Below are 18,102 nucleotides of genomic sequence, written 5' to 3' on the forward strand. Positions count from 1 at the left end.
GAGCACCCCTGCCGATGCACGACCTGTACGCCGAAGCCCTGCAGACCTTCGACACCCTGTTCGACGAGGCCCTCGCCGCGGGCGAACCCGACCGCACGGCGATGCAGCTCGCCACCGCCACGCCGGATGGCCGGCCCTCGCTGCGCACGGTGCTGCTGAAGGCGTGCGACGCGCGCGGCTTCGTCTTCTATACCCACCTCGACGGCCGCAAGGGCCGCGAGCTCAAGGCCAATCCGCGCGCGGCGCTGCTGTTCCACTGGCCGCGCGTGCGCCTGGGCGTGCAGGTGCGCGTCGAGGGTGGCGTCGCGATCGTCGACGAGGCCGAGGCCGACGCCTATTTCGCCAGCCGCCCGCGCGGCAGCCAGCTCGGCGCCTGGGCTTCGCTGCAGTCGGAGGTGCTGGAGTCGCGCGACGAGTTCGACCGGCGCCTGGCCGATGCCGAGCGCCAATTCGAGGGTCGCGAGGTGCCGCGTCCACCGCGCTGGACCGGCCTGCGCGTGGACCCCGAGCGCATCGAGTTCTGGTACGCCGCCGAGTTCCGCTGGCACGAGCGCTGGCTGTACGAGCGCGACCTCGCCGGCGACTGCAGCAAGCGGATGCTGTATCCGTGAGCGCGGCGGCGCTCACGCCCCTGCGCGGCCCGCGCCGCATCGTCTGCCTGACCGAGGAACCCACCGAGACGCTGTACGCGCTCGGCGAGGACCACCGCATCGTCGGCATCAGCGGCTTCACCGTGCGCCCGCCGCGGGCGCGGAAGGAGAAGCCCAAGGTCAGCGCCTTCACCAGCGCGAAGATCGACGAGATCATGAAGCTCGCGCCGGACCTCGCGATCGGCTTCTCCGACATCCAGGCCGACATCGCCGCCGAGCTGGTGCGCCGCGGCGTCGAGGTGTGGATCAGCAACCACCGCAGCGTCGAGGGCATCCTCGACTACGTGCGCCGGCTGGGCGCCTTGGTCGGTGCCGCGGCGCGCGCGGAGGCGTACGCGGACGAACTGCAGCGCGGGCTCGACGCGGTCGCGGCACGGGCTGCCACGCTGTCGCGTCGCCCGCGCGTCTACTTCGAGGAGTGGGACGAGCCGCCGATCACCGGCATCCGCTGGGTGTCGGAGCTGGTCGGCATCGCCGGCGGCGACGATGTCTTCCCCGAGCGTGCCGCCGAGCCGTTGGCGAAGCAGCGCATCCTGGCCGACGCCGGCGAGGTCGTGCGGCGCGCGCCCGACATCATCATCGGCTCCTGGTGCGGCAAGAAGTTCCGCCCCGACCGGGTCGCGGCGCGGCCGGGCTGGGACGCGATCCCCGCGGTGCGCGACGGCGAGCTGCACGAAGTGAAGTCTCCGCTGATCCTGCAGCCGGGGCCCGCGGCGCTGGGCGATGGCGTGCGCGCGCTCGCGGAGATCGTGCATGGCTGGGCGGCGCGGCGGGACGGGGGCGCAGCGGAGCCGGGGCGGCTGCTTCCGTAGGAGCCGCTACGGCTGCGAGCGCCTCCTCTGTCATCATCTCCGCCTCGACCACGGGCGCGGGAGCGCGAGATGAACCAGGCTGCGATGCACGACCTCGGCAAGCTGCTGCTGCGCCTCACGCTCGGCGTGCTGGTCCTGCTCCACGGCGTCGCCAAGCTGCGCGGCGGCATGTCGGGCATCGAGGGCATGGTCGAGGACGCGGGCCTGCCCGGCGTGCTGGCCTATGGCGTGCTGGTCGGCGAGGTACTGGCGCCGCTGATGCTGGTGTTCGGCTTCCATGCGCGCATCGGCGCGGTGCTGGTGGCCATCAACATGGTCGTCGCCATCGTGCTGGCGCACATGGGCCAGCTCGACCAGCTCAACGGCCAGGGCGGCTGGGCGCTGGAGCTGCAGGGCATGTTCCTCGGCACCGCGGTGGCGATCGCCCTGCTCGGCCCGGGGCGCTACGGCATCAACCAGAGCTGAGGCGCGGCCTCAGTCGTTGGCGGCGGACAGTTCGCGGCCGCGCAGCGTCGCGGCCGCGATCGCGTCGGCGACCAGTGCGCGCAGGCCGCCGGCCTCGAAGGCCTCGATCGCGGCCTGGGTGGTGCCACCCGGGGATGTCACGCGCCGGCGCAGACCGGCCGGCGGCTCGCCGGCCTCGGTGAGCATGCGCGCGGCGCCCAGCAGCGTCTGAGTCACGAGCGTGCGCGCGGCGTCGGCGGGCAGGCCCTGGGCGCGGGCCGCGTCCTCCATGGCCTCGGCGAGCAGGAACACGTAGGCCGGCCCGCTGCCGGAGACGGCGGTGACCGCGTCCATCAGCGCCTCGTCGGCGATCCAGACGGTCTCGCCGGTCGCCGACAGCAGCGACGCGGCGCGTTCGCGCCCGGCCGCGTCGACGGCGGCGTTGGCGTAGAGGCCGGTGACGCCGGCGCCGAGCAGGGCCGGGGTGTTGGGCATCGCCCGGACCACCGCTGCGTCGCCGCCCAGCCACGCCGACAGCTGCGCGGTGGTGATGCCGGCGGCGATCGACAGCGCCAGCGGACGGGCGTCGCCCGCGCGCGTGGCCAGGTCTTCGCAGACCGCGCGCATCACCTGCGGCTTGACCGCGAACACCCAGGTGCCCGCGCCCGCCACCGCCGCGGCAGCGTCGGCATGCACCCGGACGCCGAAGTCGCGCGCCAGCGCCTCGCGCAGCGCATCCACGGGTTCGGCCACGTGGATGGCGGCGGGATCGGTGCCGCGCGCGACCATGCCGCCGACGAGGCTGCGCGCCATGTTGCCGCCGCCGATGAAGGCGGTGGTGTCTTCCAACGTGGATGCGGGACGTGGCATGGCGCGGCCTCTCTGGATGGACAGGGCGGCATTGTCGCCCGGGTGGGCCGAGCCCGCGAACGCCTGCCGCCCTTGCGTCGCCGCCGGCGACGTCCCGGCTGGCTCAGGCCTTCGGGCGTGGCCCGAACAGCGCGGTGCCGATGCGCACCATGGTCGCGCCCTCGGCGATCGCTTCCGCGTAGTCGCCGCTCATGCCCATCGACAGCGTGTCGGCGCCGGGATGGTCGGCGCGGAGCGCCTCGTGCAGCGCGCGCATGGCGGCAAAGGCCTCGCGGCGTCGCGAGAGGTCCGGATGCGGTTCGGGGATCGCCATCAGCCCGCGCAGCGCCAGCCGCGGCTGCGCCGCGATCGCCGCCGCCAGCGCGGGGACGTCGCCGGGCGCGCAGCCATGCTTGCCGGCCTCGCCGTCGACGTTGACCTGGACCAGCACGTTCAGCGGCGGCCGCGACTCCGGGCGCGCCGCGGCCAGGGCGGTGACCAGCTTCGGCCGGTCGACCGACTGCACCCAGTCGAACAGCGCCGCGGCCTGCGCCGCCTTGTTCGACTGCAGGTGTCCGATCAGGTGCCATTCGATGCCGCTGCCGTCCAGCGCGGCGACCTTGGCCGCCGCCTCCTGCACGTAGTTCTCGCCGAAGGCGAGGGTGGCGCCCGGGCGCAGCCGCGCCCAGTCCGCGGCCAGCGCGGCGATCTCGTCGACCCCGCGGGTCTTGCCCACGGCGACCAGGCGCGGCGCTGGCCGCGCTGCGTCGGCGGCCGCGTTTTCCATCGAGTCGAGGATGCGCGCGAGGGGTCCTGTCGGCATCTGCCAGCTCCTCCTGCCGCGCTGGTTCTGTGACGCGGATACGGGGCTATACTGCCCCCGGGGAGTACTCTGGCGCCAGCCGCGACGAGGCCGGGCGCTTCGCCATCAACTTGTGCACTGCCGCTGGGGAGCATGCATGGATATCGCCGAACTTCTGGCGTTTTCAGTCAAGAACAAGGCGTCGGACCTGCATCTGTCCGCAGGCCTGCCGCCGATGATCCGCGTCGACGGCGACGTCCGCCGGATCAACATCCCGGCGCTCGACCACAAGCAGGTGCACGCGCTGGTCTACGACATCATGTCGGACAAGCAGCGCCGCGACTACGAGGAGTTCCTCGAGGTCGACTTCTCGTTCGAGATCGCCGGCCTGGCGCGCTTCCGCGTCAACGCCTTCAACCAGAACCGCGGCGCGGGCGCGGTGTTCCGCACCATTCCGTCCGAGGTGCTGACGCTCGAGGACCTCGGCACGCCGCGGATCTTCAAGGAGCTGATCGACCAGCCGCAGGGCCTGATCCTGGTCACCGGCCCCACGGGCTCGGGCAAGTCGACCACGCTCGCGGCGATGGTCGACCACATCAACAAGAACGAGTACGGGCACATCCTCACCATCGAGGACCCGATCGAGTTCGTGCACACCGCGCAGAAGTGCCTGATCAACCAGCGCGAGGTGCACCGCGACACCCACGGCTTCAACGAGGCCCTGCGAAGCGCGCTGCGCGAGGACCCGGACTACATCCTGGTCGGCGAGCTGCGCGACCTCGAGACCATCCGCCTGGCGCTGACCGCCGCGGAAACCGGCCACCTGGTGTTCGGCACCCTGCACACCTCGTCGGCGGCCAAGACCATCGACCGCATCATCGACGTGTTCCCCGCCGGCGAGAAGCCGATGGTGCGCTCAATGCTGTCGGAGTCGCTGCGCGCGGTGATCTCGCAGGCGCTGCTGAAGAAGGTCGGCGGCGGCCGCACCGCGGCCTGGGAAATCATGGTCGGCGTGCCCGCCATCCGCAACCTGATCCGCGAGGACAAGGTCGCGCAGATGTACTCGGCGATCCAGACCGGCCAGCAGCACGGCATGATGACGCTCGACCAGCACCTCCAGGACCTGGTGAAGCGCGCCATGATCACGCGCGCCCAGGCGAAGGACTATGCCAAGGACAAGCGGCTGTTCGAGTAACCGGAGCATTCCATGAGCGCCATCGATTTCACCTCCTACCTCAAGCTGATGGCGCACCAGAAGGCGTCGGACCTGTTCATCACCGCCGGCATGCCGCCGTCGATGAAGGTCCACGGCAAGATCTCGCCGATCACCCAGAACCCGCTGACGCCGCAGCAGGCGCGCGACCTGGTGCTGAACGTGATGACGCCGCCGCAGCGCGAGGAGTTCGAGCGCACCCACGAGTGCAACTTCGCCATCGGCGTGTCCGGCGTCGGCCGCTTCCGCGTGTCGTGCTTCTACCAGCGCAACCAGGTCGGCATGGTGCTGCGCCGGATCGAGACCCGGATCCCGTCGATCGAAGAGCTCAACCTGCCGCCGATCATCAAGACGCTGGCGATGACCAAGCGCGGCATCATCATCTTCGTCGGTGCCACCGGTACCGGCAAGTCGACGTCGCTGGCGTCGATGATTGGCTACCGCAACCAGAACTCCACCGGGCACATCATCACCATCGAGGACCCGATCGAGTTCGTGCACAAGCACGACGGCTGCATCATCACCCAGCGCGAGGTCGGCATCGACACCGACAGCTGGGAGAATGCGCTGAAGAACACGCTGCGCCAGGCGCCGGACGTGATCATGATCGGCGAGGTGCGCACCCGCGAGGGCATGGACCACGCCATCGCCTTCGCCGAAACCGGCCACCTGGTGCTGTGCACGCTGCACGCCAACAACGCCAACCAGGCGATGGACCGCATCATCAACTTCTTCCCCGAGGACCGCCGCGGCCAGCTGCTGATGGACCTCTCGCTCAACCTCAAGGGCGTGGTCGCGCAGCAGCTGATCCCGACGCCGGACGGCAAGGGCCGCCGGGTGGCGATGGAGATCATGCTCGGCACGCCGCTGGTGCAGGACTACATCCGCGACGGCGAGATCCACAAGCTGAAGGAGGTCATGAAGGAGTCGACCAACCTCGGCATGAAGACCTTCGACCAGAGCCTGTTCGAGCTGTACCAGGCCGGCGAGATCTCCTACGAGGACGCGCTGCGCTACGCCGACTCCGCCAACGAGGTGCGCCTGCGCATCAAGCTGGCGCAGGGCGGCGACGCCCGCACGCTGTCGCAGGGCCTGGATGGCGTCGAGGTGGCCGAGGTCACCTGAGACGCAGCGTTTCGCGTGTCCAGCACAGGGCGCCCGCGTGGCGCCCTGTGCTTTTGCGCACTTTTTACCTGCCGCGGGAGACAATGGCGGGCCGACACATCCACCACCGGAGACCCGCCATGGCGTTCACCCTGCCCAAGCTGCCCTACGCGTACGACGCGCTCGAGCCGCACATCGACGCGCAGACGATGGAAATCCACCACACGAAGCACCACCAGACCTACATCAACAATGCCAACGCCGCGCTGGAAGGCACGGAGTGGGCCGACAAGTCCGCCGAGGAGATCATCGCCAACCTCGACGCGCTGCCGGAAGACAAGCGCGGTCCGCTGCGCAACAACGCCGGTGGCCATGCCAACCATTCGCTGTTCTGGACGGTGATGTCGCCCCAGGGCGGCGGCCAGCCGGTGGGCAAGGTGGCCGAGCGCATCGAGAGCGACCTGGGTGGCTTCGAGGCCTTCAAGGAAGCCTTCACCAAGGCCGCGCTGACCCGCTTCGGCAGCGGCTGGGCCTGGCTGTCGGTCGACAGGGCCGGCAAGCTGGCCGTGGAGTCGAGCGCCAACCAGGACAACCCGCTCATGAAGGGCATCGGTTCTGGCAACACCCCGATCCTCGGCCTGGACGTGTGGGAGCACGCCTACTACCTGAAGTACCAGAACCGCCGCCCGGACTACATCGGCGCGTTCTACAACGTCATCGACTGGAACGAGGTCGAGCGCCGCTACCAGGCCGCCGTCGCCGGCTGATCGCGCCCGCACGTCCGGTCCACGCACGAAGCCCCGCGCACGCGGGGCTTCTTGTTTCCGGCGGGCAGGCCGTCTGCCGCGACGGGGCCGGGCCAGCGCCGCGGCTGCGAATCCGGTCACGCCGCCGCGTCCCCGGGCTTGCACCGGCGTCCCGCGCTGGCGAGGATGCGGCGATACTTCCGAGGATCCCGCCGACGATGGACATCGCAGACCGCCGCATCGCCACCGTGCACTTCACGCTGACCGACGCCGACAGCGGCGCGCCCATCACCAGCACCCGCGGCCACGAGCCGCTGACCTACATGCACGGCACCGGTGGCATCGCGCGCGGCCTGGAGCAGGCGCTGGAGGGGCGCAGCGCCGGCGAGCGTTTCGAAGTGGTGGTGCAGCCGGAGGACGGCTTCGGCCCGCGGCACGACGCGCTGGTGCAGGTCCTGCCGCGCAGCATGTGGCGCGCGCCCACGGAGCCGAAGGTGGGTGACCGCCTCGAGACCACGACCGCGAAGGGGCCGCTCGACGTGGTGGTGACGGCGGTCGCGGCCCACACGATCACCGTCGATGGCAACCATCCCCTGGCCGGACGTCGCGTGCGTGCCGACCTCGAGGTGCTGGCGGTGCGGGTGCCGACGGCGGACGAGGTCCAGTTCGGCCTGGGCTGAGCCGGGCGCCGCCGGAGCGGCGGCACGCGAGCGGTCCGCAGGGGCACGGACGGCTATCTGGTCCCGGGCGCGTCCGCGTCGTCTTCGATGATCTCCAGCCGGCGCCGGCTGCCGTCGCCGATCCGCAGGTCGGGCCAGCTGCGTGGCATGGGCTCGACGCGTCCGGCCAGCAGGTCCCGGCGCAGCGCGCGGCGCCAGGCCTGTTCCGACCTGCCTTCGGGCCAGAGTTCGAACCATGCGGCGGGCGCCCAGGTGCCGTCCTTGCCACGCGCATGGATCACGCAGTAGGCGCCGGGCCCGTTGCCGAGCGTGCACAGCATCGGATCGGGCGCGCCGTCGCCGTCGAGCTCGGGCATCAGCAGGATGCAGTCGTCGGAGGCCGCGGCGCAGTTGCGTTCGCCCATGCCAGCGGCCAGCGCGTTCCACCAGTCATCCCCGGGTGCGACGGCGCCCTCGGCCAGGCGCACCTGTGCGCGCAGCGAGGCCGCGTCGCGCGCTGGCGCGTCCGCGGGCGCGTCGGCTCGCCAGTCGCCCCAGCGGTTCTGGCGGGCGAGCAGGCGCTCGAGTTCCGCCAGCCGTTCCGGATCCGTCGCCCAGGCCGGATGCGTGCGCAGCGCCAGCGTCGCCTCCCAGCCGCGCCGGCCGCTGTCGTAGCGCAGCCACTCGAGGTCGAAGTCGTCGGGTGCGGTGCGCCCGTCGGCCAGGCGCTGCAGCTGGCTCGACACGCCGATCCGGTGCGGATCCAGCAGCGGCGTATTGGCCAGCACCGCCAGCGCCACGACCACCAGCGACATCACCCGGTTCACCGGACGGATCGCCGCCAGCCAGCCATCGCGGTTGCGCAGCACCGCCCAGGCATAGCCGAAGGCGTAGCCGGCGACGACCAGCGCCAGCAGCACCGCCCACACCCGGTCGGCGGTCCAGCCGTGCTGGGCGATCCGCAGCCACAGCGCGTACAGCGCCAGCAGCGCATACACCGGCAGCAGCGCCAGGCCGGCGTCGACCAAACGGCGCAGCCAGGCGGGATAGGGGCGCGGGCCTTCGCCGTCCTGGAGCACCGAGTTGGTGAAGGCCACCAGCAGCGCGACCACGGTCACCAGGGTCGCGGCCGCCGAGCGCATCTCCCACAGCGGCTCCAGGCCGGTGAACGGCAGGCTGGCCACGAACAGCACGGCGATGAAGGCCAGCAGCGGCAGCAGGCCGGTGAAGACCGCGAACAGCACCTGGCGCGCGACCATCACGGCGCGGTGCTGGGTGCGGCCGATCAGCACGCCCAGACCCGCCATCGCGCCCGTGGCGAGGTGGACGAAGGCATCCTCGCGGAACAGCTCGCGGAAGAACTCGACCTTCACCAGCGCGAACAGCGCACCCCACAGGTAGAGCACCAGCCAGCAGATGCCGGTGAACAGCGCGGCCAGCGCCAGGGTCAGCGTGTTCTGCCAGGCGTGCTCGAACAGGCAGGCATAGGGCGCGCGCCAGTGGCCGTGCGCGAGGCGGCACTGCAGCCAGGGCAGGGAGACGAACAGGCCGATCGCGATCGAGGCGCCGAAGGGTCCGAGCACGCTGCCGGCCTGCACGCCCGGCCCGCCGGTGGCGTTCCACGCGGCCCAGGCCGCCAGGCCACCGACCACCAGGGTCGTGCCCGCCGCGTGCTGCCAGAAGCGCGCATCGCGCAGGCGCACGACGCCCAGCGCCATCATCGTCGGCACCGCCAGCACCAGGGTGTACCAGCAGACCCGCCCGCCGAGCGCCGCGAACGGCCACCAGCCCGCCGCCTGCCCCTTCTGCGCCAGGTACATCAGCCCGCCCTGGAGCACGGCGAGAAGCACGATGAAGGCACGTTCGTTACGCGGGAGCCCGGCGGCTGTCGACATGGCGGATTCGCGGTTGTGGCGTTGCGGCCATGGTAGCCGCGGCCGGGCGCGATGCCGCGGCACTGGCTAGAATGGCGCCATGTCCGCCCAGCCCACCCCGCTCGCCAACCAGCTGCTGGTCGCGCTGCCGTCGCTGGCCGACCCGAACTTCGAGCGCACCGTGTCGCTGCTTTGCCAACACGACGCCGGCGGCGCCATGGGCGTGGTCGTGAACCGCCGCTCCGACTACACCTTGGGCGAGATCTTTTCCCAGATGGGCATCGCCTGCGACGACGCGGCGCTATGCGCCACCCCGGTGCTCGCGGGCGGCCCGGTGCATCCCGAGCGCGGCTTCGTGATCCACGATGGCGCGCGCGGCTGGGAGTCGAGTCTCAGCGTCGCCGAGGACCTGCGCGTGACCACCTCGCGCGACGTGCTCGAAGCGATGGCGCGCGGCGAAGGCCCGGCCCGGGTCGTGGTGGCCCTGGGCTGCGCCGGATGGAGCGCCGGGCAGCTCGAGGCCGAGCTGGGCGAGAACAGCTGGCTGACGGTGCCGTCCGACGGCGAGATCCTGTTCGCGCTGCCGCTGGAATCGCGCTGGCAGGCTGCCGCCGGCCGCATCGGCGTCGACATGGCGCACATGCCGGGCTACGCCGGGCACGCCTGATGGCCACGATCCGCGCCGACGGCACCGTGCTCGGCTTCGACGTCGGCGCGCGCCGCATCGGCGTGGCCGTGGGCAGCGCCTTCGGCCACGGCGCGCGCGCGCTGGCCGTGGTCGACGTGCATGCCGACCACGTCGACTGGGCGGCGGTGGAGCGCCTGCTGAAGGAGTGGCGCCCGGACGGCTGCGTGGTCGGCGACCCGATGACGCTCGACGGCGGCGACCAGCCGATCCGCGAGCGTGCCCGCGCCTTCGCGCGCGAACTCGGGCGCCGCTTCCGGCTGCCGGTGGTGATGGTCGACGAGCGCTCCAGTTCCATCGAGGCGGCGCAGCGCTTCGCCGTCGACCGCGCCGAAGGCCGCAAGCGCCGCCGCGACGCCGCCGTGCTGGACGCGGTGGCCGCGGCGATCATCGTCGAACGCTGGCTGGCGTCCCCCGCCGACGCCGTCGCCATCGACCCCGACTCCGACTCCCCTTCGCCCGACGCTTCCGCATGAGCCTGCAGATCACCGAAGACGGCCGCCTGCGCCACCTGCTCACCCTCGAGGGCCTGCCGCGCGCGACGCTGGTGGCGCTGCTCGACCGCGCCCAGGCCTTCATCGACGGGGAGGGCGCCGCCGATCCGCGCACGGCGCTGGCCGGCGTCGCCGCCTGCACCCTGTTCTTCGAGCCGTCGACGCGCACGCGGCTGTCGTTCCAGCGCGCCGCCCAGCGGCTGGGCGCGGACGTGCTGGCCTTCGACGCCTCGACCTCGTCGACCAGCAAGGGGGAGACCGCGCTCGACACCCTGCGCAATATCGAGGCCATGGGCGTGCGCGGCTTCATCGTGCGCCACCGCGAGGACGGCGCCGCGGCGATGCTGGCCGCCTCCGCGCAGCCGGGCACCGCGGTGGTCAACGCCGGCGACGGCCGCAGCGCGCATCCGACCCAGGGCCTGCTCGACGTGCTGAGCCTGCGCCAGGCCAAGGGCGCGGACTTCGGCGCGCTGAAGGTCGCGGTGGTCGGTGACATCCGCCATTCGCGCGTGGCGCGCTCGGAGCTGCACGCGCTGCGCGCGCTGGGCATCGGCGGGATCCGCGCCTGCGGACCGGCCAGCCTGCTGCCCGACGACGCCACCCTGGCCGGCTGCAGCGTCAGCGACGACCTGGATGCCGCGCTCGATGGCGTCGATGCGGTGTTCATGCTGCGCCTGCAGCGCGAGCGCATGGAGGAGGGCCTGGTGCCTTCGCTCGAGGCCTACCATCGCGATTACGGCCTCACCGCCGCGCGCCTGCGCCGCGCCGCGCCGGACGCGGTGGTGCTGCACCCGGGGCCGATGAACCGCGGCGTGGAGATCAGCGACGAGGTCGCCGACGGCCCGCAGTCGCTGGTGCTGAGGCAGGTGGCCAACGGCGTGGCCGTGCGCATGGCGGTGCTCGAAGCCCTGCTGGCGTGATCCGCGATCCCGCGCCCCTCCCCGTTTCCCGCGTCCTGATTTTCTGTAGGAGCAGCTACAGCTGCGACCCCGGCATGCGGCGGCCCGTGATCGCAGCCGGGGTCCGTGGCCGGTCGCAGCTGTAGCTGCTCCTACAGAAGCACGGGGAACGCAGGAGGCGCAGGAACCAGGAACGAGGCGTGGCCCCGCGCTCAGCGCAGCAGGATGACGGTCGCCAGGCCGAGGAAGCTGAAGAAGCCGACCACGTCGGTCACTGCGGTCACCACCACGCCACCGGCCACCGCCGGGTCGACGTCGGCGCGCTTCATCGCCAGCGGCACCAGCACGCCGGCAAGCGCCGCGCAGGAGAAGTTGATCACCAGCGCCGCGGTGATGACCACGCCGAGCAGCCAGTCCTGGAACCACGCGAACGCCACCAGGCCGACGAAGCCACCGATCAGCAGCCCGTTGATCAGCGCCACCCGCACTTCCTTCCACAGCAGCACGCCGGAGTTGCTCGCGCCCACCTGGCCCAGCGCCAGGCCGCGCACCATCAGGGTCAGCACCTGCATGCCGGCGTTGCCGCCGATGCCGGCGACGATCGGCATCAGCACCGCGAGCGCCACGATCTTCTCGATCGTGGCCTCGAAGCGCCCGATCACCGCCGCCGCCAGGAACGCGGTGGCCAGGTTCACGCCCAGCCACACGATGCGGCCGCGCACCGCGCGCTTCACCGGCGAGAACAGGTCCTCGTCCTCGTCCAGGCCGGCGGCGCCCAGCGCCTGGTGCTCGGCCTGCTCGCGGATGATGTCGACGACGTCGTCGATGGTGATGCGGCCCAGCAGCACGTTGCCCTCGTCGACCACGGGCGCGGACACCCAGTCATGGTCGGAGAACTGCCGGGCCACGGATTCGGCCGACTCGGCGGCGTGGATCGCGGTCAGCTCGTCGTCGATCAGCTTGTTGATCGGCACCCCGGGCTCGCTGGTCACCAGCTTCTGCAGCGCCACCCAGCCCAGCAGCTGGTGGCGGCGGTTGACCACGTACAGGTGGTCGGTGTTCTCGGGCAGCTCGCCCCTCAGGCGCAGGAAGCGCAGCACCACGTCGACCGTGGTGTCAGCGCGCACCGTCACCACGTCGGGGTTCATCAGGCGGCCGGCGGTGTCCTCCTCGTAGGACAGCGCCTGCTCCAGGCGCTCGCGGTTCTCGCGGTCCATCGACTGCAGGATCTGCCCGGTGACGGCCTCGGGCAGGTCCTCGACCAGGTCGGCGAGGTCGTCGATGTCGAGGTCCTCGACCGCCGCGACCAGCTCGTCGGGATCCATGTCCGCGATCAGGCTTTCGCGCACCTCGTCGCCGACGTGGACCAGCACCTCGCCGTCGTCCTCGGCATCGACCAGGCCCCAGACCACCATGCGGCGGTCGGGCGGCAGCGATTCCAGCAGGTTGCCGATCTCGGCCGGCGCGAGCGTGTTGATCAGCCGGCGGACGGGCCCGAGGCGGCCGCTGTCGAGCGCATCGGAGAGCAGGCGCAGCTGGCGCGCGGTCTTGTCGTGGCGGACGGCTTCGGCCATGGAATGCTTCCGAGGAGCGCGTCGCGCGACATCAGCGCGACAGGGTCAGGCGTTCATGCGCGGATTATCGCCCGCGCCGACGCTGCTGCACACCCCGCGCACGACGATCAGGCCGCCGCCACCGCCGCGAGCCAGCGTTCGATGCCGGCCTGGTCGCGCGCGCGCAGCAGCGCCGGTGCGGCCGTGCGCAACGCAGCAAGCTCCTGCGCGCGGATCGCACGGCGCACTTCGAGCAGGTTGCCGGGATGCAGGCTGAACTCCTCCAGCCCCAGCGCCAGCAGCAGCGGCGTGAACAGCGCATCGCCGGCCATTTCGCCGCAGACCGCGGCGGGCCGGCCGTGCGTGCGTGCCGTCGTGATCACCTGGTGCAGCAGCTGCAGCACGGCCGGGTGCAGCGGGCTGTGCAGATCGGCCAGGGCGTCGTTGCCGCGGTCGGCGGCGAGCAGGTACTGCACCAGGTCGTTGGTGCCGATGGAGACGAAGTCGACCAGGTCGATGATCGCAGGCAATGCGATCGCCGCGGCCGGGACCTCGATCATCGCGCCCAGCGGGATGCCGTCGGCGACCGCGTGGCCTTCGCGGCGCAGGCGGGTGGCGACGGTGCGCACCAGGCGCCGCGCCGCCAGCAGCTCCTCGCGGCGCGCCACCATCGGCAGCAGGATGCGGATCGGCCCGTAGCCCGAGGCCCGCAGGATCGCGCGCAGCTGGGTGGTGAACACCTCGCGCCGGCGCAGCGCCAGGCGCACGCCGCGCACGCCGAGCGCCGGATTGGGCTCGAAGGGCAGGGCCAGGCCGCTGCCGTCGGCCTTGTCGGCGCCGATGTCCAGGGTGCGGATGGTCGCGATGCGGCCGGTCATGCCGAGCACGAGGTCGCGGTAGGCGACGAACTGTTCCTCCTCCGATGGCAGCGCGTCGCGCTGCAGGAACAGGAACTCGGTGCGGTACAGGCCCACGCCGGCGGCACCCAGCGCGTGCGCCTCGGCGACGTCCTCGCGGGTCTCGGCGTTGGCGTAGAGCCGGATGTCGACGCCGTCGACGGTGCGCGACGGTTCGCGGCGCAGCCGGTGCAGCTGGCGGCGCTCGCGCTTGCCCTCGCGCACGCGCTCGCGGTGGGCGCGCAGGTCGTCGGCGTCCGGGTCGACGATCACCAGCCCGGTGGCGCCGTCGATCATCAGCACGTCGCCGTCGTTGACCTGCGTCAGCGCCTGCGGCGAACCCACCACCAGCGGCAGGTGCAGGCTGCGCGCCAGGATCGCGGTGTGCGAGAGCATGCTGCCGCCCGCGGTGACGATGCCGAGCACGCCGCGGGCATGCAGGCGCGCGACCTCGGACGGCGCAAGGCTGTCGGAAACGAGGATCTCGCCGGCCACGCCGGTGACCTGGGCGTCGTGGCGGTGCAGCGCGGCGTGGATGCGGCCGATGACGTGGTCGATGTCCTCGACGCGGCTGCGGAAATAGGCGTCGTCCATGCTCTCGAACACCGCCGCCAGGCGGTTGCGCTGCACGCGCAGGGCGAAGTCGGCGCCGTGCAGTTCGTCCGCGATCAGGGCGTCCAGGCCCTGCAGCAGCTCCGGGTCGTCGAGCAGCAGCGCGTGCAGGTCGAGGAACTCGCCAACCTCGTGCGCCAGCGCGCCGTGCAGGCGCGAACGCAGGTCGCGCAGCTCGGCCCGCACCGTGTCGATGGCCTCGTGCAGGCGCGCGACCTCGGCCGCGGCCTGGTGCGGCGCGATGCGCTCCTCGGCGACTTCCAGCGCATGCGGCTGGCGCACGCGCGCCCGGCCCAGGGCGTTGCCCCGCGATGCGCCGTGGCCGGGGAACAGCCGGCGCATCAGCTGTCCTCGTCGAATCGCCGCTCGAACAGGGCGCAGACGGCGTCGGCGGCAGCGGCCTCGTCGCCGCCTTCGACCCGTAGGGTCACCGCGGTGCCGTGCCCGGCCGCGAGCAGCATCACCCCCATGATGCTCTTGGCGTTGATCTCGCGGCCCTTGGCGGTCAGGGTCGCGTTGACGTCATAGCCCGACAGCAGCTGCACCAGCTTCGCGGTGGCGCGCGCGTGCAGGCCGAGCCGGTTGGACACGAGCAGTTCGCGTTCGATCATGGCCGGCCCACCTCATGCGTCATCGTGCAGCACTCCGTTCCGCGCGCCGGCCGCCGCCACCGCGGGCAGCGCGTCGAGCGGAAGCTCGGGATAGTTCAGGACCCGCAGCAGCATCGGCAGGCTGAGCGCGGACACGCGCCGGACCGGCGTGCCCAGCTGCGCCAGTCGCGCGGCGAGGTTGGCCGGCGTGGCCCCGTAGAGGTCGGTCAGCACCAGCACGCCGTCGCCGCCATCGGCACGGCGCAGCGCGGCGCTGGCGGCGGGCAGGGCCGCGCCGGGGTCGGCGTCGTAGGACATCTCGAACACTTCCACCTTCAACGGCAGCGTGCCCAGCAGCCGGCCGGCCACCGCGGCGAGCGCGGTGCCGATTCCGAGATGCGTGACGAGCAGGATTCCGACGGCCATCGGCACAAATTAGCAGAGCGGCATGACGGTCCGGAAGCGCCGCGCGTGCGCGGCGACGGATGCGGCCGGATTCAGTCGAGTTCGCGGTGGTGCGTGGCGACTTCGCTCCAGCCGCGGCTGCGGGCGTGTTCCGCGGCGGCCTCGGCCAGGTAGACCGAGCGGTGACGGCCACCGGTGCAGCCGAAGGCGACGGTGACGTAGCTGCGCGTGGACGAGTCCATGCGCGGCAGCCAGGCGTCGAGGAAGGCGTTGACCTGGCCCAGGAACGCGGCGACGTCGGCCTGTTCCGGCGCCTCGAAGTACTCGCGCACCGGCCCGTCGCGGCCCGAGAGCGGGCGCAGGCGCGGATCCCAGTGCGGATTGGGCAGGGCGCGGGCATCGAACACGAAGTCGGCGTCCGGGGGCAGCCCGCGGCGGTAGGCGAAGGACTCGAACAGCAGCGACAGCGACGAGTCCATCGCCAGCCCCAGCTCGGTCAGCACGCGGTGGCGCAGCTGGTGGACGTTGAGGTCGCTGGTGTCGATGGTGACGTCGGCCAGCTGGCGCAGCGGGCGCAGCACCTGCCGTTCCAGCGCGATGGCGTCCGAGAGCGCCAGGCCCAGCCGCGTCAGCGGGTGCCGGCGCCGGGTGTCGGCATAGCGCTTGAGCAGGACGTTGTCGGCGGTGTCGAAGAACACCAGCTTCGGGTCGAAGCCCAGCGCACCCACAGCGGACAGCCATTCCGGCAGGTTCGCGAGGTCGCCGCGGCTGCGCACGTCGATCCCGACGGCGAGCTTCTGCGAGGCGCGTTCGGGATGGGTGGCGCTGCGCACGAATTCGGGCAGCAGCTCCGCCGGCAGGTTGTCGACGCAGTAGAAGTCGAGGTCTTCGAAGGTGTTGAGCGCGACGGTCTTGCCGCTGCCCGACATGCCGCTGACGATGACCAGCGCGTTGCCGCTGCCGCCGTTGCCGGTCGTGTTCATGGCGTGCCCCGTTCGAGGAAGTGCGAGTGGCGGGCGAGGAAGGCCGCGGCCGGGTCGACGCCCTTGGCGCGCAGCATGTGCACGCGGGTCGCGGCTTCGGTCAGCACCGCGAGGTTGCGGCCGGGCATCACCGGCAGGGTGATCATCGGCACGTCCAGATCGAGCACGCGGCGCGAGCCGAGGTCGCCGGTGAGCCGCACCATGCCGCTGGCGTCGCGCGACTCGCGGCTGTCCTCGGGGCGCGCCAGGTGCACGATCAGGCGCAGGTACTTGTTCCGTTTCACCGCGGTGTCGCCGAACATCTCGCGGATGTTGAGCACGCCCAGCCCGCGCAGCTCGAGCAGGTCCTGCAGCAGCTCCGGGCAGGTGCCGTCGAGCACGTCGGGTGCGATCTGCGCGAACTCGGGCGCGTCGTCGGCGACCAGGCGGTGGCCGCGGGTGACCAGCTCCAGCGCGAGCTCGCTCTTGCCGGTGCCGGATTCGCCGGTGATCAGCACGCCGATCGAGTAGATCTCCATGAACACGCCGTGCAGCGTGGTCCGCCGCGCCAGCGCGCCGGCGAGGTGGTACTGCAGCACGTTGTAGAGCTCGTGGCCGCGTCTTGGCGACGACCACAGCGCGATGCCGGATTCCTCCGCCATCTCGATCAGGTCCTCGGGACAGGGCTGGCCCTTGCTGACCACCAGCGCCAGCGGCCCGAACTGCAGGATCTTCTCCAGTGTCTCCCAGCGCTGCCGCGGCTCCAGGCCGTCGAGCCAGGCCAGTTCCTCGGTGCCGAGGATCTGCACCTTGTTGGGATAGATGATGTTGAGGTAGCCGGCCAGCGAGGGGCGGCGGGCGACGGTGTCGACGGCTTCGAGCTGGCGCGACGCGCCCGCCTGCCCGGCGATCCAGCGCAGCCCGAGGCGTTCGCGCAGCTGCTCGAAGAGCTCCCGGGCGGTGATCGCCGCGTTCATGCGCTGCGCGCCTGGGCCGGCCCGAGGCGCAGCAGGAGCGTGCGCAGCGCGGTGATGTCGCCCGCGGCGCGGACGGCGTCGCGGAACCCGGCGTCGGCGAACTGGCCGGCGAGCTCGGAAAGGGTGTCGAGGTGCTGCTGTGCCTGCCCCTGCGGCACCACCATCGCGAACACCAGGTCGACGGGGCAGCCGTCATGGGCGCGGAAGTCGACCGGCGTGGCCAGCCTCAGGAAGGCCGCCACCGGCGCGCTGCAGGCAGCGCTGTGGCAGTGCGGGATGGCGACGCCGCGGCCGATGGCGGTGCTGCCGATCGCCTCGCGAGCGCGCAGGCCGTCGCCGATGGCCTGGGTCCAGTCCGGGGAGCCGCCGCCGAGCAGGCGGGCGGCCGCGTCCAGCACCTGGTCACGACCGCCCGGCTCCACGACCTGCACGATGCGACCGGCCGTGAGCAGGTCGGTGTACGGCATGTTGCTCCCCCCTGCGGTGCGTCAGCCGAACTCGCCGTCGCGCACGGGGTTCCCGCCGCGGCGATGCTGGTCGATCATCTTCTTCTTCTCCTTCACCAGCATGCGGTCGAGCTTGTCGGCGAGGAGATCGATGGCCGCGTACATGTCGACCGCGCGGGCATCGGCGTGCAGGGTCTTGCCGCCGACGCTGACCGTCGCCTCGGCGACGTGGTCGGGCTTGTCGAGGCTGAGCTGGGTGCGCAGCTGCAGCGGCGGATCGTAGAGGCGTGACAGCCGGCCCAGCTTGGTTTCGACGTAGTCGCGCAGCGCGGGCGTGACGTCCATCTGCTGGCCGTGGGTCTCGATGAGCATCGCAACCTCCTTTCTCCGTGGGGTCCACAGCATCGCGCATGGCGCTGCGATGGATGTC

Annotated in this window: 21 protein-coding genes; 10 read left to right on the top strand and 11 right to left on the bottom strand. The window is 72.0% G+C overall.

From position 1 onward, the window contains the following. Positions 1-14: 14 nt before the first annotated feature. The 3 genes from pdxH to H9645_RS11365 all read left to right on the top strand — a co-directional run bounded on the left by pdxH (position 15) and on the right by H9645_RS11365 (position 1,927). Entirely contained in the window at positions 15-611 is a 597-nt protein-coding gene (gene pdxH / locus H9645_RS11355; RefSeq protein WP_191729808.1) for a pyridoxamine 5'-phosphate oxidase, read from the top strand. Beyond that, positions 608-1,462, top strand: a complete 855-nt coding sequence (locus H9645_RS11360; protein ID WP_318240539.1) for an ABC transporter substrate-binding protein — start codon at positions 608-610, stop codon at positions 1,460-1,462. Before pdxH ends, H9645_RS11360 begins: the two co-directional genes overlap by 4 nt. A gap of 69 nt (positions 1,463-1,531) precedes the next feature. Next, positions 1,532-1,927, top strand: a complete 396-nt coding sequence (locus H9645_RS11365) for a DoxX family protein (protein WP_191729809.1) — start codon at positions 1,532-1,534, stop codon at positions 1,925-1,927. Positions 1,928-1,936: 9 nt separating this feature from the next. On the opposite strand, the gene proC is transcribed toward H9645_RS11365, so the two are convergent. Beyond that, complete coding sequence (proC, locus tag H9645_RS11370; RefSeq protein WP_191729810.1) at positions 1,937-2,776, bottom strand: pyrroline-5-carboxylate reductase; 840 nt, start codon at positions 2,774-2,776, stop codon at positions 1,937-1,939. Between the two features lie 103 nt (positions 2,777-2,879). Then, positions 2,880-3,578 carry a YggS family pyridoxal phosphate-dependent enzyme gene (locus H9645_RS11375; protein ID WP_191729811.1) on the bottom strand — a complete coding sequence of 233 codons (699 nt, stop codon included), beginning with the start codon at positions 3,576-3,578 and terminating at the stop codon, positions 2,880-2,882. Between the two features lie 136 nt (positions 3,579-3,714). Between H9645_RS11375 and H9645_RS11380 the strand changes: the two genes are divergently transcribed. The 4 genes from H9645_RS11380 (at position 3,715) to H9645_RS11395 (ending at position 7,300) form a co-directional block, all read left to right on the top strand. Beyond that, entirely contained in the window at positions 3,715-4,752 is a 1,038-nt protein-coding gene (locus H9645_RS11380; protein ID WP_189497116.1) for a type IV pilus twitching motility protein PilT, read from the top strand. 12 nt (positions 4,753-4,764) lie between these two features. Continuing rightward, on the top strand, positions 4,765-5,895 hold the full coding sequence (locus tag H9645_RS11385; RefSeq protein ID WP_189497114.1) for a PilT/PilU family type 4a pilus ATPase: 1,131 nt from the start codon (positions 4,765-4,767) through the stop codon (positions 5,893-5,895). Between the two features lie 119 nt (positions 5,896-6,014). Next, on the top strand, positions 6,015-6,641 hold the full coding sequence (locus H9645_RS11390; protein WP_191729812.1) for a superoxide dismutase: 627 nt from the start codon (positions 6,015-6,017) through the stop codon (positions 6,639-6,641). Between the two features lie 197 nt (positions 6,642-6,838). After that, positions 6,839-7,300, top strand: a complete 462-nt coding sequence (locus H9645_RS11395; RefSeq protein ID WP_191729813.1) for an FKBP-type peptidyl-prolyl cis-trans isomerase — start codon at positions 6,839-6,841, stop codon at positions 7,298-7,300. 53 nt (positions 7,301-7,353) lie between these two features. Here the strand turns inward: H9645_RS11395 and H9645_RS11400 are convergent, their stop codons facing one another. Continuing rightward, positions 7,354-9,174: a DUF4153 domain-containing protein gene (locus H9645_RS11400; protein WP_191729814.1), complete on the bottom strand. Its 1,821-nt coding sequence runs from the start codon at positions 9,172-9,174 to the stop codon at positions 7,354-7,356. Positions 9,175-9,253: 79 nt separating this feature from the next. Here H9645_RS11400 and H9645_RS11405 point away from each other — a divergent pair, with 79 nt between their 5' ends. Genes H9645_RS11405 through H9645_RS11415 form a run of 3 tightly spaced genes read left to right on the top strand, consistent with a single transcriptional unit; the run spans position 9,254 to position 11,252 of the window. After that, complete coding sequence (locus H9645_RS11405) at positions 9,254-9,820, top strand: YqgE/AlgH family protein (protein ID WP_191729815.1); 567 nt, start codon at positions 9,254-9,256, stop codon at positions 9,818-9,820. After that, complete coding sequence (ruvX, locus tag H9645_RS11410; protein WP_191729816.1) at positions 9,820-10,314, top strand: Holliday junction resolvase RuvX; 495 nt, start codon at positions 9,820-9,822, stop codon at positions 10,312-10,314. Before H9645_RS11405 ends, ruvX begins: the two co-directional genes overlap by 1 nt. Beyond that, on the top strand, positions 10,311-11,252 hold the full coding sequence (locus H9645_RS11415) for an aspartate carbamoyltransferase catalytic subunit (protein ID WP_191729817.1): 942 nt from the start codon (positions 10,311-10,313) through the stop codon (positions 11,250-11,252). Before ruvX ends, H9645_RS11415 begins: the two co-directional genes overlap by 4 nt. Before the next feature lie 191 nt (positions 11,253-11,443). Here the strand turns inward: H9645_RS11415 and mgtE are convergent, their stop codons facing one another. The 8 genes from mgtE to hpf form a co-directional block, all read right to left on the bottom strand. Beyond that, entirely contained in the window at positions 11,444-12,805 is a 1,362-nt protein-coding gene (gene mgtE, locus H9645_RS11420) for a magnesium transporter (protein WP_191729818.1), read from the bottom strand. 107 nt (positions 12,806-12,912) lie between these two features. Beyond that, complete coding sequence (gene ptsP, locus H9645_RS11425; RefSeq protein ID WP_191729819.1) at positions 12,913-14,634, bottom strand: phosphoenolpyruvate--protein phosphotransferase; 1,722 nt, start codon at positions 14,632-14,634, stop codon at positions 12,913-12,915. Next, positions 14,634-14,903, bottom strand: a complete 270-nt coding sequence (locus tag H9645_RS11430; protein WP_189497078.1) for an HPr family phosphocarrier protein — start codon at positions 14,901-14,903, stop codon at positions 14,634-14,636. Before H9645_RS11430 ends, ptsP begins: the two co-directional genes overlap by 1 nt. A 12-nt stretch (positions 14,904-14,915) precedes the next feature. After that, positions 14,916-15,308 (bottom strand): PTS sugar transporter subunit IIA, encoded by a 393-nt coding sequence (locus H9645_RS11435; RefSeq protein ID WP_189497076.1) that lies wholly within the window; start codon positions 15,306-15,308, stop codon positions 14,916-14,918. A 71-nt stretch (positions 15,309-15,379) separates the two neighbouring features. Continuing rightward, complete coding sequence (gene rapZ, locus H9645_RS11440) at positions 15,380-16,270, bottom strand: RNase adapter RapZ (protein WP_191729820.1); 891 nt, start codon at positions 16,268-16,270, stop codon at positions 15,380-15,382. Beyond that, the gene (gene hprK / locus H9645_RS11445) at positions 16,267-17,226 is read right to left on the bottom strand and encodes an HPr(Ser) kinase/phosphatase (protein ID WP_191729821.1); all 960 of its coding nucleotides are present in this window, start codon (positions 17,224-17,226) and stop codon (positions 16,267-16,269) included. Before hprK ends, rapZ begins: the two co-directional genes overlap by 4 nt. Further along, complete coding sequence (locus H9645_RS11450; protein ID WP_191729822.1) at positions 17,223-17,693, bottom strand: PTS sugar transporter subunit IIA; 471 nt, start codon at positions 17,691-17,693, stop codon at positions 17,223-17,225. Before H9645_RS11450 ends, hprK begins: the two co-directional genes overlap by 4 nt. 21 nt (positions 17,694-17,714) lie before the next feature. Further along, positions 17,715-18,044, bottom strand: coding sequence for a ribosome hibernation-promoting factor, HPF/YfiA family (gene hpf / locus H9645_RS11455; RefSeq protein ID WP_191729823.1), 330 nt, complete (start codon positions 18,042-18,044; stop codon positions 17,715-17,717). Positions 18,045-18,102: the final 58 nt, after the last annotated feature.

This window comes from Luteimonas colneyensis, from assembly GCF_014836665.1.
GTDB lineage: Bacteria > Pseudomonadota > Gammaproteobacteria > Xanthomonadales > Xanthomonadaceae > Luteimonas > Luteimonas colneyensis.